Raw genomic sequence first — 22942 nt, forward strand, 5'->3', positions numbered from 1 at the left:
AAATGGCTTGGCAAGGAAAACACTGCATCGTTGTGGGCCTGGGAGATTCGGGTCTGGCTGCTGCCAAATGGCTGGCAGGGCAAGGTGCGCGAGTGTCGGTGGCAGATACCAGCAATACGCCACGCAACCTGGATGCGCTCAAAGCGGCGCTGCCGGATGCTGGTTTACGTCTGGGCGCTTTCTCCGATGCCACTTTTGCTGATGCCGATGCCTTGATCATGAGCCCTGGCGTAGCGCTGGTGACTCCCGCCGTGGCTGCTGCCGTGGCGCGTGGTGTTCCGGCGATGGGCGACATTGAACTGCTGGCGCAAGTGATTGCTGGCACGGCGACCAAAGTCATCGCCATTACTGGTTCCAACGGCAAATCCACGGTCACCACCATGGTTGGCCAGATGTGTGAAGCCGCCGGTTTGCAAACGGTGGTGGCGGGCAATATTGGCTTGCCGGTGCTCGAAGCCCTGGCGCAATGGCAAGCCAAAGGCGCTTTGCCCGATGTGTTTGTGCTGGAACTTTCCAGCTTCCAGATCGAAACCACCTATTCGCTGCAAGCCGATGCGGCCACCGTACTGAACGTGACCGAGGATCACCTCGATCGCTACACCGGCATGGCGCATTACGCCGCCACCAAGGCGCGCGTGTTCAACGGCAACGGCGTGATGGTGCTCAATCGTGAAGACGACTGGTGCCAGGACATGGCCTTGCCGGGCCGCGAAGTGATCTGGTTTGGTGCCGACCTGCCGCGTTCTGCCACCGAATATGGTCTGGTCGAGCAAGGCGAAGATTTCATCCTGCGCGCCGGTGATACTGAACTGCTCAAGGCCAGCGAATTGCCGCTGGCTGGTTTGCACAACGCCGTGAACGCTTTGGCTGCGATAGCATTGTGCCGCGCCATTGGCTTGCCGAATGCCCCGCTGATTACCGCACTCAAGGTCTTCAAAGGTTTGCCGCACCGCGTTGAGTTTGTGGCCGAGATTGACGGCGTTAAGTACTACGACGACTCCAAAGGCACCAATGTGGGCGCCACGGAAGCCGCTCTTAAAGGCATGACCCAACCGGTCGTGCTGATCGCCGGCGGCGATGGCAAGGGCCAGGATTTTGAACCGCTGGTTGAAGCGTGCGAGCGTATCTGCCGCGCGGTGATTTTGATTGGTCGCGATGGCCCGAAGATTGCCGAAGTGCTGAACGATGCGTCGTCACCATTCATTGCCGTGGGCGATGACGAGGATGACGATGACGAATCGTTCCTGCCGGTATTGCAAGTGCCGACATTGGAAATGGCTGTCTCCATTGCTGCCAATATGGCGCAACCCGGCGACGCCGTATTGCTGTCGCCCGCCTGCGCCAGCCTGGACATGTTCCGCAATTATCATCACCGCGCCGAAGTGTTCATCGCCGCGGTGAAAGCGCTCGCCGGAGGTTCGGCGTGAAGAACATCTTCTATCAGGCACTCAAACGCGTTCGCCCAACCATGGCTGCCTATGACCAGGCACTGCTGTGGGCGATCCTCGTCCTGCTCGCGTTTGGTCTGGTGATGGTGTATTCGGCGTCAATTGCACAAGCCGAGGTCGATAAAGACATCGGGTTCCGCGCCAATTACTACCTGATTCGTCATTCGATTTTCCTGGTGGTCGGGCTGATCGCAGGCTTTGTGGCGTTCAATATCTCTACCAAGACGTGGCAGCAGTATGCCCCGGCGCTGTTTATCGTTGGTGTGCTCATGCTGGCCGTGGTGCTGGTGCCGGGCATTGGCCGCGAAGTAAACGGTAGCCGCCGCTGGTTGTCGCTGGTGGTTATCAACTTGCAGCCATCCGAGATCATGAAGTTTGTGGTGCCGTTGTATGCCGCTGATTACACCGTACGCAAAGCAGCCTTCATGCGCGGCGACCTGATCGAAAGTATCACCAAGGGCCTGCTACCGATGATGGTGGTGATGCTGGTGGTCGGCGGCTTGCTGTTGCTGGAGCCGGACTTCGGTGCCTTCGCCGTGATTACCGCCATCGCCATGGGCCTGTTGTTCCTGGGCGGCTTTAACTGGCGGTTGTTTGCCGGTTTGATCGTCGCACTGGCGGTGGGCTTTGTCGGGCTGGTGGTTAGCTCGCCTTACCGGATGCAGCGTGTGCTGGGCTTTCTTGATCCGTGGAAAGACCCGTTCGGCAAGGGCTATCAATTGAGTCACTCGTTGATCGCCTTTGGCCGCGGCGAATGGACCGGCGTGGGCCTGGGCGCCAGCGTCGAGAAGCTCTCCTACCTGCCCGAAGCGCACACCGACTTCTTGATGGCGATCATTGCCGAGGAACTGGGTTTCCTCGGCGTAGCGTTCGTGGTCATGTTGTTCGCGTTTATCGTGCTGCGTTCTTTCCTGATTGGCGTGCAAGCCGCCAAGCTCGATCGCGCCTATCAAGCGCTGGTTTCGCAAGGCATCGGTATCTGGTTTGGCGTGCAGTCGGTAATCAATATCGGCGTGAACATGGGCCTGATGCCAACCAAGGGCCTGACCTTGCCGCTGTTGAGCTTTGGTGGCTCCGGCATCGTGGCCAATCTGCTGGCCTTGGGTGTGCTGATGCGCATCGACTATGAAAACCGCCAGATGATTCGCGGGGTGCGCCATGAGTAAGCGCACTTTGCTGGTGATGGCGGGCGGCACTGGCGGGCATATTTTCCCGGCACTGGCCGTGGCTGATGCCGTGCGGCAAAAAGGCTGGAGCGTGGTCTGGCTGGGCGCGAAAGGGGCGATGGAAACGCGCATCGTGCCGCTGCATGACATTCCGCTGGAAACCCTGCCCATTACCGGCGTACGCGGCAAAGGCCTGCTGAAAAAGCTGGCGCAGCCGTGGGTGCAACTGCGCGCGCTGGCCGGTGCAGTAAACGTGATCTTCCGTTACCGCCCGGACGTAGCCATTGGTTTTGGCGGCTTTACCGGCTTTCCTGGCGGCCTGGCCACGCGTCTGCTGTGGTTGCCGCTGGTGATTCACGAACAGAACTCCGTGGCTGGTCTGACCAATAAGGCGCTGTCGCATATCGCCAACCGGGTGCTGTTTGCTTTCCCTGGCGCATTTGCGTCTGGCAAGAAACGCGCGTGCATCGGGAACCCGGTACGCGGTGCGATCCTGAATGTGCCAGTTCCGGCCGAGCGCTTTGCCGGTCGTACTGGTCCGCTGCGCTTGCTGGTGGTCGGCGGCAGCCTCGGTGCCAAGGCCTTCAATGACGAAGTGCCCAAGGCACTCGCGCAATTGCCACAAGAACAACGCCCGGTGGTGATTCATCAAGCAGGTGAAAAGAATATCGACGCCCTGCGGACCAACTACGCCCAGGCTGGTGTTGAGGCTGAATGCGTGGCGTTTATCGCCGATATGGCTGCGGCTTACGCCGACGCCGATCTGGTGCTGTGCCGCTCCGGCGCACTCACGGTGTCTGAGCTGGCCTGCGTTGGCGCGGCCAGCGTGCTGGTGCCGTATCCGCACGCGGTGGATGACCACCAGACTGGCAACGCTAGATATCTGAGCGACGCGGGTGCTGGCGTGTTGCTGCAACAAACCGAATTCAACGCAGCGCGTTTTGCCGCGCTGCTGCAACAAACCAATCGAGCGGCTTGCCTGACGATGGCCCAATCAGCCCGGCAACTCGCCCGCCCCGAAGCCACACAAGACGTGGTGCGGGTGCTGGAGGAATTATCAGCATGAAACATAAAGTTAAAAGCATTCACTTTGTCGGGATTGGCGGCGTTGGCATGAGCGGCATCGCCGAAGTATTGGTCAACCTGGGCTTTGAAGTCAGCGGTTCTGACTTGGGCAGCAATGCCACCACGCAACGCCTGATCGCCGCAGGCGCCAAGGTGTATCAGGGCCATTCGGCCGATTACGCCCGTGGTGTGGACGTGGTGGTGACTTCGACCGCCGTGACTGCCGATAACCCGGAAGTGCTGGCGGCACGCGAAGCCAAAACCCCGGTTATCCCGCGCGCCATGATGCTGGCCGAACTGATGCGGCTCAAGCAAGGCATCGCCATTGCCGGCACGCATGGCAAGACCACCACCACCAGCTTGACCGCGTGCGTGCTGCAAGCGGCTGATTTAGACCCAACCTTTGTGATTGGTGGAAAGCTGCATGCGGCTGGCACCAACGCGCGCCTGGGCCACGGCGATTTTCTGGTGGCCGAGGCAGACGAATCAGACGCCTCGTTCCTGTATCTCAATCCGGTTATCTCGGTCGTGACCAACATCGACCAGGACCACATGGATACCTACGGCCACGACTTCAACAAACTCAAAGGTGCGTTTGTTGATTTCCTGCGCCACCTGCCGTTTTACGGTCGCGCCGTGCTGTGTGTGGATGATCCACACGTGCGCTCCATCCTGCCCGAAGTGACCAGCCCGGTTACCACCTACGGCTTTAGCGAAGACGCCACCTTGCGTGCCGAGAACGTCGAAGCTGCAGGCGGCCAGATGAAGTTTGACGCGGTGTGGGAAAACGGCGAAACCCGCCGCATCCCAATCGTGCTGAACATGCCCGGCAAGCATAACGTGCTCAACGCTTTGGCGGCGATTGGGATTGGCTTGGAAGTGGGCGCCAGCGAAGGCGCAATTCAGCGCGCTCTGGCCGAATTCACCGGTGTCGGTCGGCGCTTCCAGCAATACGGCGAAGTGGCCTTGAAACCCGCTGCAGATGGCAGCGGGCGTGGCAGTTTCACGCTAGTGGATGACTACGGTCATCACCCGGTAGAAATGGCGGCGACTCTGGCCGCAGCGCGCGGTGCTTTCCCGGGCCGTCGCCTGGTGCTGGCGTTCCAGCCACATCGCTACACGCGCACCCGCGACTGTTTTGAAGACTTTGTCAAAGTGCTGTCCACCGTCGATGGCTTGTTGCTGGCCGACGTGTACGCCGCTGGGGAGGCACCAATTGTCGCCGCGGACAGCCGCAGTCTGGCTCGTGCCATCCGTGTTGCGGGCAAGGTCGAGCCGGTGTTTGTGGAACAAATTGCAGATATGCCTGAGGCAGTATTCGCCGCAGTGCAAGACGGCGACGTGGTTATCACCATGGGCGCCGGGTCGATTGGCGGTATCCCGGCCAAGCTCGCGGGGGCATGAGATGAATCTTTGGGTGAGTACAGAGTTGCTTGCGGCGCCCGGCCAAGCCGAGCGCTTGCGTTGGAAGGTGTGCCAGCAACCGCTCGCTCTGATTGGTCCCGACTCCCCCCGCCCTCGCCGCCGCGAGGGAGCCTCACTGCGTTCGAGGGCGGCATGGGAAATTTTTAACTGGAAGCATCAGCAATGAAGCAATACGGAAAAGTGGCGGTTTTGATGGGAGGCACCTCCAGCGAGCGTGAAGTCTCGTTGATGAGTGGCACCGGCGTGCTGGCGGCTTTGCAAAGCCGAGGGGTGGATGCGCACAAGTTTGATCCGGCTGAAAAACCGCTGCTGTCGATCAAGGACGAAGGTTTTGATCGTGTGTTCGCTATTTTGCACGGTCCATACGGTGAAGACGGCACGGTCCAGGGCGCGTTGGAGGTATTGGGCGTGCCTTACACCGGCTGCGGCGTACTGGCTTCGGCCATCGGCATGGACAAGCTGCGTACCAAGCTGATCTGGCAAGCGCTGGGTTTGCCGATTCCGGCGTTCGAGTTGGTCGATGCCAACTCCGACTTTGCCGCCATTGAGCAAAAACTCGGTCTGCCGCTGTTTGTAAAACCGGCCACCGAAGGCTCCAGCGTGGGTGTGGTGAAGGTGAAAACGGCGGGTGGCCTCAAGGCGGCTTATGAAGAGGCAGCCAAGTTCGACAAGCTGGTGCTGGCCGAAACGTTTGTCGGTGGCGGTGAATACACCACGGCCGTGCTGGGCAATGCAGCACTGCCCGCCGTGAAGATTGAACCGGCCACCGAGTTCTACGACTACGAAGCCAAGTATTTCCGCGACGACACGGTTTATCACTGTCCGTGTGGTTTGTCGGCAGAGAAAGAAGTGCAGATCGCCGCAGATGTGCTGAAAGCATTCTGGGCCATTGGCGGCAGCAGTTGGGGCCGCGTGGACTTTTTGATGGATGAAGCAGGCCAGCATTACTTGCTGGAAGTAAACACCGCACCAGGTATGACCAGTCACAGCCTGTTTCCGATGGCGGCGCGCCAGGCGGGCATGAGCTACGAGGATCTGGTGCTGCGGATTCTGGACACCACGCTGGACGGGCAGGAATAACACGGCATGTGGGACAAGCCCCAACTTCTGATGTGGTTTGCCAATCTGCTCACGGCCATGGCCGTGCTGCTGCTGTTTTATTCCGTGCTGTTTCTGGCGGTGCATTCACCGCTGTTCCCGGTCAAGCGGATCGCGGTGGATGGCGATCTGGCGCACGTCACACGCGAGCAGTTGCAGTACGTGATCAAGAACGACCTCAAGGGGACGTTCTTTACGCTGGATCTGGACAAGACCCGGCAAGCCTTTGAAAAGTTGCCGTGGGTGCGCCAGGTGAGCGTGCGGCGGCGTTGGCCAGACCGGCTGGAAGTCACGATTGAAGAACATCACGCTATCGCGCGTTGGGGTTCGATTGCGTTGTTGAACAACTATGGCGAGCGCTTTGACGCCGCCTCGAACGATCAGCTGCCGATCCTGGAAGGTCCGGATGGCACAGAAAAGCTGATGGTGGATGGTTTGAGTGATTTGAAGACTGCGTTGGGCCCAATGGGCAAGCAACCCACGCATATCTGGTTGTCTGAACGCCGGGCATGGCGCTTTGAGCTGGATCGACAAGTGATTGTGGAAGCAGGTCGTAACGAGGTGCTGGACCGGGTCAAACGCTTTGCCACGGCCTATGGCGGCTCACTGGCCAAGCTCTCTGGCGATGCCCAGCAGTTTTCGTATGTGGATTTGCGTTACCCGAATGGTTTTGCCGTGAGATTGCCGGGCTTCAAACCCGCAGTTCCGGCCAAGGGCGCCAAAGCGCCAGCGTGATACAGGCCCGGCTTTGATCAGCGTTTAGCGCGGATCGCCGGACAATTTTTCAAGTGATTCATCAGGAAAGATAAAGAGGTTGTCAGTGACCAGGGATACCAAAAACCTCATCGTGGGGCTCGATATCGGCACCAGCAAGGTGGTGGCGGTGGTGGCCGAAGTGCAGGAAGACGGCTCGTTGAACGTCGTCGGCCTGGGCTCGGCTGCGTCCCGGGGCCTGAAGCGCGGCGTAGTGGTGGACATCGAGAAAACGGTGAACGCCATCCAGTCGGCTTTGGGTGAAGCGGAATTGATGGCGGATTGCAAAATCCGCGAAGTGTTCACCGGGATTGCCGGTAGCCACATCAAGGGCCTCAATTCGCACGGCATGGTGGCGATTAAGGATAAGGAAGTCACGCAGGCCGATATGGACCGCGTGATCGAAACCGCCAGTGCGGTGAATATCCCGACCGATCACCAGGTGCTGCATATCCTGGCGCAGGAATACATCATCGACGGCCAGGAAGACGTCAAAGAACCGCTGGGCATGAGTGGCGTACGCCTGGAAGTGCGCGTGCACATCGTCACCGGCGCGGTCTCTGCCGTGCAGAACATCACCAAGTGTGTGCGTCGTTGCGGGCTGGAGATCGCCGAAGTGGTGTTGCAGCCACTGGCCTCGGCCTATGCCGTGTTGACGGAAGACGAGAAAGATCTGGGTGTGTGCCTGGTCGATATCGGCGGCGGCACGACGGATATCTCGGTGTTCATTAATGGCGCGATCCGCCACACCGCGGTGATTCCGATTGCCGGTGACCAGATCACCAACGACATCGCCATGGCGCTGCGTACGCCAACCGGTGAAGCCGAAACCATCAAGCTGCAATACGGCGTGGCGCTGCGTCACATGACCGATCCGCAACAGATGATCGAAGTGCCGGGCGTGGGCGAGCGTGGCTTGCGCCAGATGAGCCGTCACACCCTGGCCGAAGTGGTCGAGCCGCGAGTGGAAGAGTTGTACAGCCTGGTGCAGACAGAACTGCGCCGGGCCGGATTTGAAGACCGGTTATCCAGCGGCATCGTGATTACCGGCGGGGCATCGTTGATGCCCGGCATGGTGGAACTGGGTGAGGAAATCTTCCACATGCCAGTGCGTCTGGGGCATCCGAAGTACGTCGGCGGGCTGGCCGAAGTAGTGAAGAACCCGCGCTTCTCCACCGCTGTGGGTTTGTTGTTGATCGCCAAAGAGCAATACATGCGCAATCCCGTTGGCCGGGCCAAGGATGGCTCGTTCGGCGACATGCTGGGCCGCATGAAATCGTGGTTCCAGAACAACTTCTAACAGTCTGGATGCATCAGTTACCAGTTTCAGCAGTACCGGTTCAGGCAGTAACAAAAGCAAGAATTCAGTCGTAGTCGGTTTTGAAAACGGGCGTTTTTTTATTTTTCGGGTCAGCAGTAGTTTTAGGGTCAGAGGAGAAACACATGGCACTTACTTTTGAAGTTCAGGAAGTAGCGCACCTTGTGAACATCAAGGTGATTGGTGTTGGTGGCGCGGGTTGCAACGCGATCAACAACATGATCGACAACATGATGCAAGGCGTGCAGTTCATCGCCGCCAATACGGACGCACAGGTTCTGAAACTGTCGCGCGCCGATAACGTGGTTCAGCTGGGCGCTGACCTCACTCGTGGTTTCGGTGCAGGTTGCAACCCGGAAATCGGTCGTCAGGCAGCAGAAGAAGACCGTGACCACATCGCCGAACTGATCGAAGGTTCGGACTTGTTGTTCATCACCGCAGGCATGGGTGGCGGCACAGGTACTGGCGCCGCGCCGGTCATCGCGCAAGTGGCACGTGAGAAGGGCATTCTCACGGTTGGCGTGGTGACCAAGCCAGGCATCGACGAAGGCGGTCGCCAGAAAGTGGCGCAAGTGGGTATCGACGAACTGGCGAAGTATGTTGATTCGCTGATCGTGGTGTCCAACCAGAAGCTGGAAGAAGTGCTGGGTGAAGATGTCACCATCGACGAAGCCTTCCGTGCTGCAGACGATGTCCTGCGCAGCGCTGTGGGTTCCATCGTTGAGATCATCAACTACCCGGGCCTGATCAACGTCGACTTTGCCGACGTGAAGACCGTCATGCGCGAAATGGGCATGGCCATGATGGGTTCGGCCGTGGCTGTGGGTGCAGACCGTGCTGTAGTAGCAACCGAAGAAGCCATCCGTTGCCCGCTGCTGGACAACATCAGCTTCAAGGGTGCTCGCGGCGTGCTGGTGAACTTCAGTGCCAGCCGTACCACGCTCAAGAAGGGCGAAATTCGCCAGTCGCTGGAAATCATCAACGCCCACGTGGCCGAAGATGCTCAGGTCAAGCACGGCGTGGTGTATGACGAATCGCTAGGTGACCAGATCCGCATCACCCTGATCGCTACCGGTCTGGGTGCCAAGGAAACCAGCAAGCCGCAACTGTCGGTCGTACAAGGTCAGGGCCAGCAAGCCCGTACCGGTACTGACAACATGGGCTTTAACGCAGAAGATTACGACACTCCGGCAATCTGGCGTACCCGTCGTGGCGGTGGTGCCGGTGAAGCTGCGGCGGCACCTGCGGCACGTCCGGCGTTGAACAATATCGACATGGATATTCCGGCGTTCTTGCGCCGCCAGGCCGATTAAGAGTCGCAAAAAAAGCTGTATGCAGTGTTGCGCTTGCTTGCCGTACCAAGTTGTACTGTCTGCACGGCGCGCGCCTCGCCTACAGCATTTTGTAGCGACTCTACACAACGCCAACTGCGCCTCTGACCCGATCGCGTAGCGTGCGGCACGCCCAACGGTGTGCCGCACCGCGCCCCTGTCTCTGGTGATTCATTTCAACTGGATGGGTGCGCACGACCGTCTTTTGCCCACAAGGCGGCTGACTGTAGCGCATACGGACGCAGTAAGTAGATTGATTCCGGCTATCCCTTTTATTGTGACGATCAATCCAGCCCATGACCCGGGGCTGCTAAAATGTCTCAGTAGATTGAATAGCCAGGCGGAGTAATCGATACATGTTTCAGCAACGCACCTTGAAATCGACGGTTCGTGCCGTCGGCGTCGGCTTGCACTCAGGCGAGCGGGTAACGCTCGTCATGAAACCGGCACCGGTGGAACACGGGATCGTCTTCAAGCGTTCGGATATGCCCGATTCGGACGTATTCAAGGTGGGGCCGGATCTCGTCAACGACACGCGACTCTCCTCCACGCTGGTCAAAGACGGCGTGCGCGTAGGCACCATCGAACATCTGATGTCGGCCTTTGCCGGTTTCGGCATTGATAACGTGCTGGTGGAAGTTGACGCTCCGGAAATGCCGATCATGGATGGCTCCTCCGCGCCATTCATTTACTTGCTGCAGTCCGCCGGTGTGGTGCTGCAAAACGCGCCCAAGCGCTTTGTGCGCGTGCTCAAGCCGGTGCAAGTGGCCGAGGGCGACAAATGGGTAAAGCTGGAGCCGTACGAAGGCTACAAAACCACGCTCACCATTGATTTCAAGCACCCGGCGTTCAAGAAGTCGCAACAGTCGATCTCCATCGACTTTGCCAATACCAATTACATCAGCGAAATCGCCCGCGCCCGCACCTTTGGTTTTATCCACGAAGTTGAATACATGCGCATGAATGGCCTGGCCCGTGGCGGCAGCATGGACAACGCGGTGGTCATCGACGAATACCGCGTGCTCAACGATGGCGGTTTGCGCTTTGATGACGAGTTCGTGCGCCACAAACTGCTGGATGCGATTGGTGATCTGTACGTGATTGGTCACCCACTGATTGCGGCGTTCTCTGGCTACAAATCCGGCCACGCGATGAACAACAAGCTGCTGCGTGCCTTGCTGGCGGACCCGACCAGCTATGAACTGGTGACCTTCGAGAACGATACCCAAGTGCCCTCGTCCTTCCACGCGCTGCCACCGCTGTCTATCTGATCATCCATGTTTGGCATCTTGCGCATTCTGTTTGTGCTGGCCGTGCTGTTGGCTGGTTTTGGCGCGTTCAAATATCTGCGCACGCGTGACCGCTTCTGGCTGCGCATGATCAGTTGGGTGCTGTACGGCGTGCTGGCGCTGCTGTTGGTGTTTTTTAGCGGGTTGGCGTTGCAGCGGATGATGATGTAACCGGCGTGGCGTTGGGTGGAATCCGGGCGACCTTTTCTGAAGCGCGATAATCCACCGCCGCATTGGTGGATTGGCTTCGCCGAGTCCACTGACTGGCCAATACTGCAAACAGGTGACAGCGAAGCCCACTGCGGCGATGATGCTGGCTGATCATTTCCTCATCATCTGCCAGCAGGAACCCGCACTATGTCCAATTCCGATATCCAGCGCCTGAACCCAACCCCGCAATGGTCTGATGCGACCAGCTTCAACGGCATTTCCTTCTTTGTTGAAGTCCCGGAAAGCGGCACGACTTTTGTCGAGCAAACCCACGCCTTGCTGGCGCAGGCTGAACGCACGCTGGAGAAAGTGGGATCGGATAAAAGCCGCTTGCTGATGGCGATGATTTATCTACCTGATCTGGCCAACCGCGCTGCGTTTAACGAGATCTGGCAAGCCTGGCTGCCAGAGGGCAGTGCGCCGTCCCGCGCTTGCGTACGCGCTGATTTGGCGTCACCGAATGATCTGGTAGAGATTGCATTTACTGCGGCGACAAAAATCGCATAAAGATAGCTGGTATTCGGGCTAATCGACAAAACCCGTAGCCCGGATGGAGCGTAGCGGGAATCCGGGGACGCAATACATCCTTGGGCCTCTACGTGGGAATTTGCCGACACCGCACCCCAGATTCCCGCCCTGCGGGCTTCATCCGGGCTACCGGGTCTCGCGTCAGTGTGAAGGTTTGCGCCAAACGCTCGCCAGCCACGGCTGCTGTTCACGCGGCAGTCCGGCAGGGCGGTAGTAGTGGTCCAGCTCCACAAATCCGGCTGCGGTCATGTAATCGCGCCAGTGTTGCAGATCGTGATACGCGCCGTAGCGGCCACGATTCCAGCCCTCTTCATTGTTGCCGCGTGGATTGGAGCTGAACAGCACGCCCCCGGACTTGAGAGTCGCGTGTAACTGTTTGAGAACCTGCGGCAGCGCCTGGCTGGGCACGTGGAACAACACCGCGTTGGCAAACACGCCATCAAAGTGCGCATCCGGTAAATCCAGCGCCAGAAAATCCTGCTGCCAGACCTCGCAACCCGAATCCTTCCGCGCCATCTCGACAAACTCACCGGCACCTTCCAGGCCAATGGCCGTGTGGCCCAGCGCGGTGAATGTTTTCAGATCACGACCCGGCCCGCAGCCAAAATCCAGAATGGTGAACGGGGCGGCAGTTGTGATGTGCTGCAGCAAGGCGGCGATATTCTGGCTGACATCGTGGTCTGCCGTGCCTGCTCGAAAATCCTCAGCCACGCCGTTGTAATGATGGATATTGAGCGCGGCAATTTGCGCCAGGTCATTCGGGTCCAGAGCCATGATGTTTAGCCTCAGCCGGCTTCTTGCTGATATCGGCGGCGGTTTTCTTCGTCCAGGCGTACGGCTTCCACTTCTTCCAGCACGCTCTTCACATCCGCCGGTTTGTGGCTGATGGCAAAATGGCCAGTGAGTGGCACGTCTGGATGCAACGTGCCGGCTTCAAAGATCGACCAGATTTCTTTGCCGTACTGGCTGGTAAGCAGTTCAGGTGCAAACTGGCCGAAGTAGGTCGCCAGATTGTCCACGTCGCGTTCCAGCATCTGGCTGGCGTTGTTGTTGCCCGCAGCGTCCACAGCTTGCGGCAGGTCGATGATCACCGGACCATCGGCATCGACCAGAATGTTGTACTCGGATAAATCGCCGTGGATCATCCCGGCGCACAGCATCAACACTACTTGCTTGATCAACTGGCCGTGATATTGCACCGCCAGTTCCGGCGACATTTCCACATCGTTCAGGCGCGGTGCGGCATTGCCCTCAGCGTCGGTGATCAGGTCCATCAGCAACACGCCCTCAAAGCATAGATATGGGCGCGGCACGCGGACACCGGCTGCGGCCAGCTTGTACAGAGCATCCACTTCAGCGTTTTGCCAGACTTCTTCCTGCATTTTGCGGCCATAGCGCGAGCCTTTTTCCATGGCGCGGGCCTGGCGGCTGTTCTTGACCTTGCGGCCTTCCTGGTAGGCGGCGTTCTGTCGGAAACTGCGTTGGTTGGCCTCTTTGTAGACCTTGGCACAGCGGATTTCTTCACCACAGCGCACCACGTAGACCGTGGCTTCCTTGCCGCTCATCAACTGGCGGACGACTTCATCAATCAAGCCATCTTCAACCAGCGGCAGCAATCTTGGAGGTGTTTTCATAGGCGGGGCAGGTAGACCAAATGCAAGGAAATTCAACACATTATACCGGTTTGAAGTAGCCTCGCCGGGAGTTCTTCTTTGTCACAAAGGTTTGTACCTGGCCCAGCGGCGATTATGCTGCGGGTAAAGCGCAACGACGCTGCTTGGGGAAATGCATATGAGTACGCTGTTATTGACTGGTGCGACCGGCCTGGTCGGTCACGCCGTTTTGCGCCAGGCTTTGGCTGACGAACGTGTGAGTCGGGTTGTGGCCCCCACTCGCCGTGCCTTGCCACCGCATCCCAAACTGGAAAACCCGGTAATCGACTTTGACCAGTTACCGAAAGACGCGCCATGGTGGCAGGTCGATGCGGTGATCTGCACCTTGGGCACCACCTTGCGCGTGGCTGGTTCGCGAGAGGCTTTTCGCAAAGTGGATCTGGAATACCCGCTGCGCATTGCCTTGCTGGCCCGCCGGCATGGCGCGCGCATGTACGCGCTCAACTCCGCCATGGGTGCCAAGCTGGGGTCGCGGGTGTTTTACCTCAAGGTAAAGGGTGAACTGGAACAGTCGCTGATGGAGTGTGACTATCCGTCGGTACTGATCGTGCGACCGGGGTTGCTGGGTGGCGATCGCACCGAAATCCGTCCTGGAGAGCGCTTTGGGCAGGTGGTGCTGGGCGCATTGAACGGCATCATGCCCAGACGATTTCGTATCGTGCCCGCCGAGAAAGTGGCGCGCGCCTTGCTGGAAGGCGCGCTGGCTGCCACGCCGGGGCTGGAAATACTGGAATCGGAAGACCTGCTGTAAACGGTCTGCGTTCGTCGCGACTAGATGGCCTCCCGCCCGGAATTAACCGGCGGGCGTCATCATGGCGCGCAACTGCCCGCTGGTATAGCGCTGCGCCATCTTGTCCAGCGTCAGCGCTTTGATCTTGCTGGCCTGGCCCGCAGCGCCGAAGGCCTCGTAGCGCGCGATGCAGATGGTGCGCATGGCATCGACCGATTGTTGCAGATATTTGCGCGGGTCGAACTCGGATGGCGCTTGCCCGAAAGCGCGGCGAATGGCACCGGTTGCCGCCAGCCGCAAATCGGTATCGATATTCACTTTGCGTACCCCGTAGCGAATGCCCTCGACGATTTCATCCACCGGCACGCCGTAGGTTTCGGGGATTTCGCCGCCAAACTGGTTGATCACCTTGACCCAATCTTGCGGTACCGAAGAACTGCCGTGCATCACCAGATGGGTATTGGGCAGGCGGGCATGCAACTGGCGGATACGTTCGATGGCCAGGGTTTCGCCGGTCGGCGGCTGGTTGAACTTGTAGGCACCGTGACTGGTGCCGATGGCGATGGCTAACGCATCGACCTGAGTGGCACGTACAAAGGCGGCGGCTTCTTCCGGGTCGGTCAGCATTTGCGCGTGATCCAGTTTTCCGGCTGCGCCAACGCCGTCTTCTTCGCCTGCCAGTCCGGTTTCCAGGCTGCCCAGCACGCCCAGTTCACCCTCTACCGAAACGCCGCACGCATGCGCAAACGCGACCACGGTGCGAGTGGTGGCGACGTTGTAATCAAAGTCTCCTGGCGTGCGGCCATCTTCATGCAACGAACCGTCCATCATCACCGAGGAAAACCCCAGCTGGATCGCCCGCTGGCAAATAGCCGGGCTGGTGCCGTGATCCTGGTGCATCACAATCGGTAGATGGGGAAATTCTTCCAGCGCTGCCAGCATCAAATGGCGCAAAAATGGCGCTCCGGCGTAAGCACGCGCCCCGGCCGAAGCCTGCACGATCACTGGGCTGTCGGTGCGGTCGGCCGCTTCCATGATCGCGCGCATCTGCTCCATATTATTAACGTTGAACGCGGGCACGCCGTACTGCTCTTCGGCGGCGTGATCCAGTACCTGGCGCAGTGAAACAAGGGACATATTGCTCTCCGGGCATCGTCAGTGCGGTAGCAACCGGCGCTGCCGACAGGGATTCAAATAGCGGTGTTGAACGCCAGGCGATCCTGGTCGTACTGAAAGAGCGCCAACGTTTACGGTTGCCGGTGGTAATCCACCAGTCGTTCGACCTCATTGCGTGAGCCCAGCATGACGGCTACGCGCTGGTGCAAGGCGTCGGGCTGGATATCCAGAATGCGTTCGCGCCCGTTGGAACTGGCACCGCCAGCCTGTTCAACAATCATTGACATCGGATTGGCCTCGTACAGCAGGCGCAACTTGCCGGGGCGGTCTGGTTCCCGGCTGTCTTTGGGATACAAAAACACGCCGCCACGGATGAGGATGCGATGTACTTCGGCCACCATTGAGGCCACCCAGCGCATGTTGAACGCCTCGCCGCGCGGGCCATTCGTGCCAGCTAGACATTCGTCGATATAACGCGTGACCGGCGCTTCCCACAGCCGGGCGTTAGAGGCGTTGATGGCAAATTCGCGCGTGTCTGGCGGAATGCGCAGATCGGGATGAGTCAGGATGAACTCGCCGGTTTCCTGATCCAGCGTAAAGCCGTTCACCCCATGGCCGGTGGTTAACACCAGCATGGTCGCCGGGCCGTAAATGGCATAACCGGCGGCAACCTGCGCGCTACCGGGTTGCAGAAAATCCGACTCCGCCGGTGGCGTATCTGAATCCGGGCCTGCCAGGATAGAAAAAATACTGCCCACCGAAACGTTCACGTCCAGATTGGATGAGCCATCCAGTGGATCAAACACCAGCAGGTACTTGCCCTGGCGATACTGGTTGGGAATGCGGTAAATGGTGGGCATTTCTTCCGACGCCATTGCCGCGACCTGACCACCCCATTCGGTCCAGCGGATCATCAACTCGTTGGAGATGATGTCGAGCTTTTTCTGGATTTCGCCCTGGATATTGTCTGTGGCGCTGTTGCCCAATGAGTCGGACAGCGGCCCACGCGCCACCGCCGCGCTGATGACTTTGCAGGCAGTTGCCACCTGGCTGAGCAGAATGCCCAGATCGGTATTGGTCGTCTCGGCAAACTGGCTGGTGTTGAATTCTGAAAAACTGATGCCCATAAGTGCTTTCCTTGCCGCCGGGCCTGCTCCCTGGATAAGAGGCGGTACGGCGGCCTGTGTCTGGCTGAAAATTCTGGCCGGGCCAGCCGCCATGACAGCGGCATGCCCACTAAAATATAGTGCGTTGGGCCGCTCTTTAGCGGCTTTGCCCCGGATATTGCAGCGCTCCTGCCACTACTGCGGGATGAATGGCGGTGTCAGCGGCCTGCGCAGCGGCGTAGATGCGCAAAAATGCGCCGGTATCCAGTGAAGCGCCGCCGACCAATCCGCCGTCGATGTCTGGCATGGCAAACAGCGCCGCGGCATTGTCGGCGTTCACACTGCCACCATAGAGCAGCGTGATGGCTGCGGCCGCCGCCACGCCGTGCGCGGCAATCTGTTCCCGGATAAAGCGATGCGCGGCCTGGGCTTCCTCCGGCGTGGCCGCGATGCCGGTCCCGATCGCCCACACCGGTTCATAAGCAATGATCGCGCCTTGCCACGCGCCGCTCTCAAGCAGTGTGCCCAACTGATATTGCAGCACCGCTTCAGTCTGACCGGTTTGCCGCTGCACCCAGTTCTCGCCAATACAGACAATCGGCGTGATGCCCGCTTGTACGCAGGCTTTGGCTTTGGCCGCGATCAAAACATCGTTTTCATGATGATGCAGGCGCCGTTCCGAGTGCCCGACGATGGCATAGTGACAGCCCAGATCAGCCAGCATGTGTGCCGACCATTCGCCGGTGCGTGCGCCATCAGCCAGCTCGGCTACGTTCTGGCTGCAATACTGCAAATGACTTCCGTGCGCCAGCCGGGCAACTTCGCCCAGATACGGTGCGGGCGGGCACAACACGAGATCAACGTCGGCTGTGGCGATCTCGGCCAGCAGGGGCACAGCCTGGCGGCACAGCGCCAGATTGCCGTACATCTTCCAGTTGCCGACTACCCTTTTGCGGCGCGGTGACGTGGGGTTGGATAACCGCCCGGCCAGCGTCGGCTGAATATGTGGAGTACGGGAAAACAGGCTCATTGCAGGTTCCATTTTCCAGACCTCAGGCGACGCGGCTGCGCCGGTGGGCGTTCAGGTCTTTACGTGCCAGATAATCGGCCAGCCAGTTTTCCAGCAATGGCACGTTGGCCGGGTCTATGTGCAGTTGCAGTTTGCTACGGCGCCACAGGATGTCGTCGGCCCGCTGCGCCCATTCCACTTCAACCAGATACCGGGCTTCTGTCTCATATAAACCTGGCACAATTTGCGCGCCCAGATCAGACAAACAGCGTGCTTTACCCAGCAGGGTCTTGATTCGCGTGCCGTAAGCGCGGGCGTAGCGCAACAGCAGCGCTTCGGGCAGCCAGTCGTAACGTTGCTGCAGGTCGGCAAAAAAACGATTGAAATCGGCATCGGCGATATCGCCACCCGGTAGTGGCGCGGTGGCCGTCCATGTCGGGCGGGTGCTACCCAATAGCGGTGCGAGTTGGTCGACGGCTTGCTCTGCCAGTTTGCGGTAGGTGGTGATCTTGCCGCCAAACACCGACAGCAGCGGCGGCCCGTCGGTGTTCAGTTCCAGTGAATAATCGCGGGTCACTTTGGCGGCGCTGGATGATTCATCATCCAGCAGTGGCCGCACGCCAGACATGGTGGCGAGCACGTCGGTCGGGCTGATCTGCTGCGCAAAATAACGATTACTCATCTGGCACAAGTAATCGATCTCATCCGGATCGATCTGCACTGCTGCGGGGTCGCCGTGGTATTCGATATCGGTCGTACCAATCAGCGTGAATTCGCCTTCGAACGGAATCGCAAAAATGATGCGCTTGTCCGGATTCTGGAAGATATACGCAAACGGGTGATCGAACAGTTTGCGCACGATGATGTGACTACCTTTCACCAGCCGCACCGAGTGGCTGGATGGCGTGTCGATCACATCGCGCAGCAGCCGGTCCACCCACGGCCCGGCTGCGTTGACCACGGCGCGGGCAAACACGGTTTGCTCGCGGCCATCGGCATGATGCAGCTCAATGCGCCAGGACTTGGCCTCACGCCGTGCGCCAGTCACCGCCGTGCGAGTCATGATGGTGGCACCATGTTCGTGGGCGTCCATGGCGTTCAGCACCACCAGCCGGGCGTCTTGCACCCAGCCATCCGAATAGGCAAACCCGCGTTTGAAGCCCGGCTTGAGTGGCACGCCTGATGGATGTTTGGCAAAGGAGATTGTCTGCGCGCCGGGTAGCAATTCGCGTTTGGCCAGGTGGTCATACAAAAACAAGCCGGTGCGGATCATCCATTCCGGGCGTTGGTCTGCCGCGCGTGGCATGACAAAACGCAATGGCCAGATTATGTGTGGTGCAGCGCGCAGCAGCACCTCGCGCTCCTGCAGCGCTTTGCGGACCAAGCCAAATTCGTAATGTTCCAGATAGCGCAAACCACCGTGGATCAATTTGGTACTGGCAGAGGAGGTGTGCGAAGCCAGATCATCTTTCTCACACAACAGCACCGATAACCCGCGCCCAGCCGCGTCTCGCGCAATTCCGGCGCCATTGATGCCACCGCCAATGACCAGCAAGTCATACATCAGCTTGTCCAATGTGTTTCACCTTTGTGCTTTGACCAGAAAACCAGCCAACCGCTCCGGCTTTCAACTACAAAACCATGTTCGATTCGGTGTTCTGTATTTGTTCGTATGAAACAAATTCTAGACATTTTAAGATAATAAAACAACATTTAATGTTCTAAAAATGTTGTTTTATGGTGGTATTTTGATTTATCTGTCAAAAAATGAACATAAAACGAAAGCAGGGCGCGCGAGGGTTTTGCGGGGAGCGGTGCTTGCGGTACGAGGGGAGTTAGTGGCCGGGGGATGATCGCCAATTGTGGGCGAATGGCATTGCGACCATTGGGCCGGGCGAGGTTTTGTCGCCCGGATGAAGCGCCAGCGTGAATCCGGGGAGCAGCATCGGCAATTTCAGACACCGTGGTCCATTGAGGCATTGCCACCGTGGATTCCCACTGCGTTCCATCCGGGTTAGGTTATTGATGAAACAGGAACGGATGGCGGCCAAGCGGGTTGAGCCTGCTTTGCCGCCACCCATTCCTGTAGGGATCAATCAACTTTTACGTCTGGCTCAAAAACAAGCCTGCGGCCAACGCGCCACCATTCAACGAGCCCACCACTGGTACCCAGGAATATGACCAGTCGCTATCGCGTTTACCGGGAATCGGCAGCAGCGCGTGCATGATACGAGGGCCCAGATCGCGCGCCGGGCTCATCGCGTAGCCGGTGGTGCCACCCAGCGATACGCCAATCCCCAGCACCAGCAAACCGACCGGCAGTGCATCCATGGCGCCGAGTGAAACCTTGGGCGACACCATATGCAGCACGGCAAACACCAGCACAAAGGTGGCGATGATTTCGGAGGCCAGATTGCCGGGCAAGCTACGGATGGCCGGGCCGGTGCAGAACACCGCCAGTTTGGTATCGGCACAATCGGTGTGTTCAAAATGCTTGCGATACATGAACCAGACCAGAAAAGCGCCGGTCATGCCGCCCAGCATTTGTGCCGCCACGTAGCCCGGCACTTGCGCCCAGGCAAATTTGCCCGCGACCGCCAGAGCCAGCGTGACCGCCGGGTTCAGGTGCGCGCCGCTGAACGAGGCCACACAAAATACGGCAACAAACACCGCCATGGCCCAGCCGAAGGCAATCACGATCAGGCCGCCGTTTTGACCCTTGGTTTTGTTCAGAATGACGTTGGCAACCACGCCGTTGCCCAGCAAGACGAGCAAGGTGGTGCCGATAAATTCAGCAAAGAGGGGATTCATATCCAGAGTTCCGCAATGATGGGAAAGGGGCAATGCCGCTCAGGTGATCAGGGCTTGATCAGGATGCCGACCACGCAATGGTGGCTTTGATGGCGCGCTGCCAACCGGCAACGCGGCGATCGACCTCGGCTTGCGGCAATTGCTGGGTAAAGCGCTGATCCAGTTGCCACTGACCCTGCACGTCTTCCACATCATTCCAGTAACCCACCGCCAGACCAGCCAGGTACGCCGCACCGAGCGCGGTAGTTTCGGTGATCTTCGGCCGCACCACATTGATACCAAGGATGTCCGACTGAAATTGCATCAGCAGATCATTCACCGTGGCACCGCCGTCAACGCGCAGTTCGGGCATGGTGATACCGGCGTCAGCTTCCATGGCCTTGAGCACGTCCATGGTCTGGTAGGCGATGCTTTCCAGAGCGGCGCGAGCGACATGGCCGCCGGTAGTACCCAGCGTGGCGCCAAACATCGAACCGCGTGCGTCTTGATTCCAGTGCGGTGCACCCAGACCGGCAAACGCGGGCACCAGATACAGACCATCGCTGTCGGGCACGCTGCGCGCCAGGCTATCGACCTCAGACGAAGTGCGGATAATGCCCAAGCCATCGCGCAGCCATTTCACCACCGCGCCGCCACTGAAAATGCTGCCTTCCAGCGCGTATTGCACTTCGCCCTTCACTTGCCATGCCACGGTGCTCAACAGGTTGTTGCGCGAGGTAATCGGCTTGTTGCCGGTGTTCATCATCAAGAAACAGCCCGTGCCGTAGGTATTCTTGACCATGCCCGGCCGCGTGCATTGCTGGCCGAACAACGCGGATTGCTGATCGCCCGCGATCCCTGCAATGGGGATGGCGCCACCAAACAGGTTGTCGGCGGTGTGGCCGTAGACCTCACTGGAAGAACGCACTTGCGGCAGCATGCTGTGCGGAATATCCAGCAGCTTGAGCAGTTCGTCATCCCACTGCAGTGTGTTGATATTGAACAGCATGGTGCGCGAGGCGTTGGACACATCGGTGACGTGCTCGCGGCCATGGGTGAAGTTCCACACCAGCCAGGAGTCGACGGTACCAAAGGCCAGTTTGCCTTGCTCGGCACGGCTGCGGGCGCCGGGAACGTTATCGAGTATCCATTTGATTTTGGAACCGGAGAAATACGCGTCAATTGGCAGCCCGGTTTTCTCGCGGATCATTTGCTCCAGCCCATCTCGCTTGAGCGAATCGCAATAGCTGGCGGTGCGGCGGTCTTGCCAGACAATCGCGTTGTACACCGGGTGGCCGGTTTCGCGATCCCAGACAATGGTGGTTTCGCGCTGGTTGGTAATGCCGATGGCGGCAATCTGGCCGCTTTCCAGGCCAACGGACGCCACGGCTTCAGCCGCTACGCCAGCCTGCGTGCCCCAGATTTCCAGCGGGTCGTGTTCAACCCAGCCCGCCTGCGGGTAGTGCTGGTGGAATTCCTTCTGCGCCAGCGACACGATATTGCCCGCGCGATCAAACACGATGGCGCGTGAGCTGGTAGTGCCTTGATCCAGCGCGAGGATAAATTGCTTTTGCATCTCTTCAACTCTCCAATTGACGGGTTGCGAGCCGATCACTGTGCCGCGACCGTGCCGCAGGGGCAATATCCCGCGACGTTCAGATCGCACCAGGTGGTGCGACGCGGGATTGTTCGTTTATTTTCGATTTGTACGGTTATTGCGAAAAATGCAACACAAACAGAACATTATTCGAATATTTTGGAAAACGAAAGGTGCTATCAACCCGCCAGGAAAAATTCAAAAGCTCGGCATGGGTCAGCTTGGATGGCAAAAATGTAGTGTCATTACGAGTGACTACATTGATGCATAAAGGTTTTGTCAGAATGCTGCAGCGAAACAAAAAGACCGGTTTATGTCGGAAAAAGGCGCACCAGGTTGTTGCGTAATCCCGACAGGCGGTCTGTTTTGATGCAACTTGAATGCCTCAGTCTGCGCGTGGATTGGTGCGGGTGGTTTCAGCCTGCAGGTCAGTGGCTTTGGTCGGCGATGTAAAGCTCAGTGCCGGTTTCGGCGAGGACGCTGCTCATCTCATCTGGCAGCGGCGCATCGGTGAACAAGGCGGTAACCTGCGACAAATGCCCCAATTGCACCATGGCTGGACGGCCGAATTTGGAGTGATCGGCCACCAGAAACACATTGCGCGAATGCTCGATAATCGCCTCGGATGTGCGTACCTCGCGCAGATCAAAATCACGCAGCGTGCCGTCACTCTCAATGCTGGATATGCCCAGAATCGCGTAATCCACCCGGAATTTGCGAATGAACTCGATGGTGGCTTCGCCGATAATGCCGCGATCGCGCGGGCGCATGACACCGCCAGCGACGATAACCTCGCAATCGGCGTAGCTGCACATCATGGCGGCGACGTTCAGGTTGTTGGTAATCACCCGCAAACCCACGTGATGACTCAGCGCCTTGGCGACTTCTTCGGTGGTGGTGCCAAGGTTGATAAACATCGAGGCGTGATTGGGAATGTGCTGAGCCACCAGCCGGGCAATACGTTGTTTCTCGCTGCTGAACATCACCTGGCGGGTGTTGTAGGCCACGTTCTCGACACTTGAATGAGCACTGGCCCCACCGTGCACGCGTTGCAGCAAACGCGCATCAGCCAACTGGTTGATATCGCGCCGGATGGTCTGGTGCGTCACGCTGAAATGCGATGCCAGCTTCTCCACACTGACATGACCGTCACGCTGGACCCAGTCCAGAAGTTCTTGCTGCCGCTGATTCAGGATCATTCCATTGCCTTGTTGCCCGAGGGGGAGGGTTTGCTGCGTTTGCGGCAAACCGGGAGATATTACACTGAGTGCGGGGGCCGCGATGAGGGTG

22 protein-coding genes are annotated in these 22942 nt (G+C 58.7%); 12 read left to right on the forward strand and 10 right to left on the reverse strand.

Annotated features, from left to right (window positions below; all coding sequences use genetic code 11):
• Positions 1 to 2 precede the first annotated feature (2 nt).
• From murD to N7220_RS10965, 11 genes are all read left to right on the forward strand, one after another.
• Positions 3 to 1427, forward strand: coding sequence for a UDP-N-acetylmuramoyl-L-alanine--D-glutamate ligase (gene murD / locus N7220_RS10915; RefSeq protein WP_283147552.1), 1425 nt, complete (start codon positions 3 to 5; stop codon positions 1425 to 1427).
• Positions 1424 to 2614, forward strand: a complete 1191-nt coding sequence (ftsW, locus tag N7220_RS10920) for a putative lipid II flippase FtsW (RefSeq protein WP_283147553.1) — start codon at positions 1424 to 1426, stop codon at positions 2612 to 2614. Before murD ends, ftsW begins: the two co-directional genes overlap by 4 nt.
• Complete coding sequence (gene murG, locus N7220_RS10925) at positions 2607 to 3680, forward strand: undecaprenyldiphospho-muramoylpentapeptide beta-N-acetylglucosaminyltransferase (RefSeq protein WP_283147554.1); 1074 nt, start codon at positions 2607 to 2609, stop codon at positions 3678 to 3680. Before ftsW ends, murG begins: the two co-directional genes overlap by 8 nt.
• Positions 3677 to 5083, forward strand: coding sequence for a UDP-N-acetylmuramate--L-alanine ligase (murC, locus tag N7220_RS10930; RefSeq protein WP_283147555.1), 1407 nt, complete (start codon positions 3677 to 3679; stop codon positions 5081 to 5083). Before murG ends, murC begins: the two co-directional genes overlap by 4 nt.
• A 183-nt stretch (positions 5084 to 5266) precedes the next feature.
• A complete protein-coding gene (locus tag N7220_RS10935) occupies positions 5267 to 6184 on the forward strand; it encodes a D-alanine--D-alanine ligase (RefSeq protein ID WP_283147556.1) in 918 nt (305 codons plus the stop codon).
• Positions 6185 to 6190: 6 nt separating this feature from the next.
• A complete protein-coding gene (locus N7220_RS10940; protein ID WP_283147557.1) occupies positions 6191 to 6937 on the forward strand; it encodes a cell division protein FtsQ/DivIB in 747 nt (248 codons plus the stop codon).
• 85 nt (positions 6938 to 7022) lie between these two features.
• Positions 7023 to 8255 (forward strand): cell division protein FtsA, encoded by a 1233-nt coding sequence (gene ftsA, locus N7220_RS10945; RefSeq protein ID WP_283147558.1) that lies wholly within the window; start codon positions 7023 to 7025, stop codon positions 8253 to 8255.
• A gap of 143 nt (positions 8256 to 8398) precedes the next feature.
• A complete protein-coding gene (gene ftsZ, locus N7220_RS10950) occupies positions 8399 to 9586 on the forward strand; it encodes a cell division protein FtsZ (protein WP_283147559.1) in 1188 nt (395 codons plus the stop codon).
• 374 nt (positions 9587 to 9960) lie between these two features.
• Entirely contained in the window at positions 9961 to 10875 is a 915-nt protein-coding gene (gene lpxC / locus N7220_RS10955) for a UDP-3-O-acyl-N-acetylglucosamine deacetylase (RefSeq protein ID WP_283147560.1), read from the forward strand.
• A gap of 6 nt (positions 10876 to 10881) precedes the next feature.
• On the forward strand, positions 10882 to 11064 hold the full coding sequence (locus tag N7220_RS10960) for a hypothetical protein (protein ID WP_283147561.1): 183 nt from the start codon (positions 10882 to 10884) through the stop codon (positions 11062 to 11064).
• A gap of 186 nt (positions 11065 to 11250) precedes the next feature.
• Positions 11251 to 11610 carry a RidA family protein gene (locus tag N7220_RS10965; protein WP_283147562.1) on the forward strand — a complete coding sequence of 120 codons (360 nt, stop codon included), beginning with the start codon at positions 11251 to 11253 and terminating at the stop codon, positions 11608 to 11610.
• Between the two features lie 162 nt (positions 11611 to 11772).
• Here N7220_RS10965 and N7220_RS10970 read toward each other — a convergent pair whose 3' ends face one another.
• Both N7220_RS10970 and N7220_RS10975 read right to left on the reverse strand, forming a co-directional pair.
• The gene (locus tag N7220_RS10970; RefSeq protein ID WP_283147563.1) at positions 11773 to 12405 is read right to left on the reverse strand and encodes a class I SAM-dependent methyltransferase; all 633 of its coding nucleotides are present in this window, start codon (positions 12403 to 12405) and stop codon (positions 11773 to 11775) included.
• Positions 12406 to 12416: 11 nt separating this feature from the next.
• A complete protein-coding gene (locus N7220_RS10975) occupies positions 12417 to 13265 on the reverse strand; it encodes a PA4780 family RIO1-like protein kinase (protein ID WP_283147564.1) in 849 nt (282 codons plus the stop codon).
• 157 nt (positions 13266 to 13422) lie between these two features.
• Between N7220_RS10975 and N7220_RS10980 the strand changes: the two genes are divergently transcribed.
• Entirely contained in the window at positions 13423 to 14055 is a 633-nt protein-coding gene (locus tag N7220_RS10980; RefSeq protein ID WP_283147565.1) for an NAD-dependent epimerase/dehydratase family protein, read from the forward strand.
• A 42-nt stretch (positions 14056 to 14097) separates the two neighbouring features.
• Here N7220_RS10980 and fba read toward each other — a convergent pair whose 3' ends face one another.
• The 8 genes from fba to N7220_RS11020 all read right to left on the reverse strand — a co-directional run bounded on the left by fba (position 14098) and on the right by N7220_RS11020 (position 22851).
• Complete coding sequence (gene fba / locus N7220_RS10985) at positions 14098 to 15171, reverse strand: class II fructose-bisphosphate aldolase (RefSeq protein ID WP_283147566.1); 1074 nt, start codon at positions 15169 to 15171, stop codon at positions 14098 to 14100.
• A 110-nt stretch (positions 15172 to 15281) separates the two neighbouring features.
• Entirely contained in the window at positions 15282 to 16277 is a 996-nt protein-coding gene (locus N7220_RS10990) for a class 1 fructose-bisphosphatase (RefSeq protein WP_283147567.1), read from the reverse strand.
• Positions 16278 to 16413: 136 nt separating this feature from the next.
• Positions 16414 to 17286 carry a triose-phosphate isomerase gene (tpiA, locus tag N7220_RS10995; protein ID WP_283147568.1) on the reverse strand — a complete coding sequence of 291 codons (873 nt, stop codon included), beginning with the start codon at positions 17284 to 17286 and terminating at the stop codon, positions 16414 to 16416.
• A gap of 22 nt (positions 17287 to 17308) precedes the next feature.
• Positions 17309 to 18841, reverse strand: a complete 1533-nt coding sequence (gene glpD / locus N7220_RS11000) for a glycerol-3-phosphate dehydrogenase (RefSeq protein WP_283147569.1) — start codon at positions 18839 to 18841, stop codon at positions 17309 to 17311.
• A gap of 137 nt (positions 18842 to 18978) precedes the next feature.
• Positions 18979 to 19227 (reverse strand): hypothetical protein, encoded by a 249-nt coding sequence (locus N7220_RS11005; RefSeq protein ID WP_283147570.1) that lies wholly within the window; start codon positions 19225 to 19227, stop codon positions 18979 to 18981.
• Between the two features lie 141 nt (positions 19228 to 19368).
• The gene (locus tag N7220_RS11010) at positions 19369 to 20076 is read right to left on the reverse strand and encodes an MIP/aquaporin family protein (protein ID WP_283147571.1); all 708 of its coding nucleotides are present in this window, start codon (positions 20074 to 20076) and stop codon (positions 19369 to 19371) included.
• Between the two features lie 58 nt (positions 20077 to 20134).
• Positions 20135 to 21631, reverse strand: coding sequence for a glycerol kinase GlpK (gene glpK / locus N7220_RS11015; protein ID WP_283147572.1), 1497 nt, complete (start codon positions 21629 to 21631; stop codon positions 20135 to 20137).
• Positions 21632 to 22080: 449 nt separating this feature from the next.
• Complete coding sequence (locus N7220_RS11020; RefSeq protein WP_283147573.1) at positions 22081 to 22851, reverse strand: DeoR/GlpR family DNA-binding transcription regulator; 771 nt, start codon at positions 22849 to 22851, stop codon at positions 22081 to 22083.
• Positions 22852 to 22942: the final 91 nt, after the last annotated feature.

The sequence above is a fragment of the Silvimonas soli genome, from assembly GCF_030035605.1.
Taxonomy (GTDB): Bacteria; Pseudomonadota; Gammaproteobacteria; order Burkholderiales; family Chitinibacteraceae; genus Silvimonas; species Silvimonas soli.

What these genes read in the sequence shown, in the direction of transcription:
- murD (WP_283147552.1), top strand. Translation starts at nt 3, where the DNA reads ATGGCTTGGCAAGGAAAACACTGCATCGTTGTGGGCCTGGGAGATTCG.
- murG (WP_283147554.1), top strand. Translation starts at nt 2,607, where the DNA reads ATGAGTAAGCGCACTTTGCTGGTGATGGCGGGCGGCACTGGCGGGCAT.
- murC (WP_283147555.1), top strand. Translation starts at nt 3,677, where the DNA reads ATGAAACATAAAGTTAAAAGCATTCACTTTGTCGGGATTGGCGGCGTT.
- N7220_RS10935 (WP_283147556.1), top strand. Translation starts at nt 5,267, where the DNA reads ATGAAGCAATACGGAAAAGTGGCGGTTTTGATGGGAGGCACCTCCAGC.
- N7220_RS10940 (WP_283147557.1), top strand. Translation starts at nt 6,191, where the DNA reads ATGTGGGACAAGCCCCAACTTCTGATGTGGTTTGCCAATCTGCTCACG.
- ftsZ (WP_283147559.1), top strand. Translation starts at nt 8,399, where the DNA reads ATGGCACTTACTTTTGAAGTTCAGGAAGTAGCGCACCTTGTGAACATC.
- lpxC (WP_283147560.1), top strand. Translation starts at nt 9,961, where the DNA reads ATGTTTCAGCAACGCACCTTGAAATCGACGGTTCGTGCCGTCGGCGTC.
- N7220_RS10960 (WP_283147561.1), top strand. Translation starts at nt 10,882, where the DNA reads ATGTTTGGCATCTTGCGCATTCTGTTTGTGCTGGCCGTGCTGTTGGCT.
- N7220_RS10965 (WP_283147562.1), top strand. Translation starts at nt 11,251, where the DNA reads ATGTCCAATTCCGATATCCAGCGCCTGAACCCAACCCCGCAATGGTCT.
- N7220_RS10970 (WP_283147563.1), bottom strand. Translation starts at nt 12,405, where the DNA reads ATGGCTCTGGACCCGAATGACCTGGCGCAAATTGCCGCGCTCAATATC.
- N7220_RS10975 (WP_283147564.1), bottom strand. Translation starts at nt 13,265, where the DNA reads ATGAAAACACCTCCAAGATTGCTGCCGCTGGTTGAAGATGGCTTGATT.
- N7220_RS10980 (WP_283147565.1), top strand. Translation starts at nt 13,423, where the DNA reads ATGAGTACGCTGTTATTGACTGGTGCGACCGGCCTGGTCGGTCACGCC.
- fba (WP_283147566.1), bottom strand. Translation starts at nt 15,171, where the DNA reads ATGTCCCTTGTTTCACTGCGCCAGGTACTGGATCACGCCGCCGAAGAG.
- N7220_RS10990 (WP_283147567.1), bottom strand. Translation starts at nt 16,277, where the DNA reads ATGGGCATCAGTTTTTCAGAATTCAACACCAGCCAGTTTGCCGAGACG.
- tpiA (WP_283147568.1), bottom strand. Translation starts at nt 17,286, where the DNA reads ATGAGCCTGTTTTCCCGTACTCCACATATTCAGCCGACGCTGGCCGGG.
- N7220_RS11010 (WP_283147571.1), bottom strand. Translation starts at nt 20,076, where the DNA reads ATGAATCCCCTCTTTGCTGAATTTATCGGCACCACCTTGCTCGTCTTG.
- glpK (WP_283147572.1), bottom strand. Translation starts at nt 21,631, where the DNA reads ATGCAAAAGCAATTTATCCTCGCGCTGGATCAAGGCACTACCAGCTCA.
- N7220_RS11020 (WP_283147573.1), bottom strand. Translation starts at nt 22,851, where the DNA reads ATGATCCTGAATCAGCGGCAGCAAGAACTTCTGGACTGGGTCCAGCGT.